We start from the raw sequence: 545 nt of genomic DNA on the forward strand, positions 1-545 counted from the left end.
CAACTATAAAAATATGGAGATGTATTATGAAAAACTGGATTAAGGTTGCCGTTGCAGCCATCGCACTATCTGCCGCGACAGTTCAAGCGGCAGTCGACACTGCCGCAACTGAAGTCAAGGTGGGCATGTCTGGCCGTTACTTCCCATTCACTTTCGTGAAGCAAGACAAGCTACAAGGCTTTGAGGTGGATATGTGGGATGAGATCGGTAAGCGTAACGACTACAAGATCGAATACGTGACGTCGAACTTCTCAGGTTTGTTTGGTCTTTTAGAAACTGGCCGCATCGATACAATCTCAAACCAAATCACCATGACAGATGAGCGCAAAGCGAAATACCTGTTTGCAGACCCTTATGTGATCGACGGCGCGCAAATCACAGTACGTACAGGCAACGACAGCATCAAAGGTGTAGACGATCTAGCAGGCAAAACCGTTGCGGTTAACCTAGGTTCTAACTTTGAGCAGCTACTACGCCAATACGACAAAGATGGCAAAATCAACATCAAAACTTACGACACTGGTATCGAGCATGATGTTGCGCTT

General features: G+C 46.4%; 1 protein-coding gene. It reads left to right on the forward strand.

Going from position 1 to position 545, the window contains the following annotated elements:
* Positions 1-26 precede the first annotated feature (26 nt).
* Positions 27-545, forward strand: a 519-nt coding sequence (locus R7Z50_RS30320; RefSeq protein WP_318150126.1) for a transporter substrate-binding domain-containing protein, incomplete at its 3' end; no start/stop codon positions are given.

Source organism: Vibrio sp. 1249-1, from assembly GCF_033340495.1.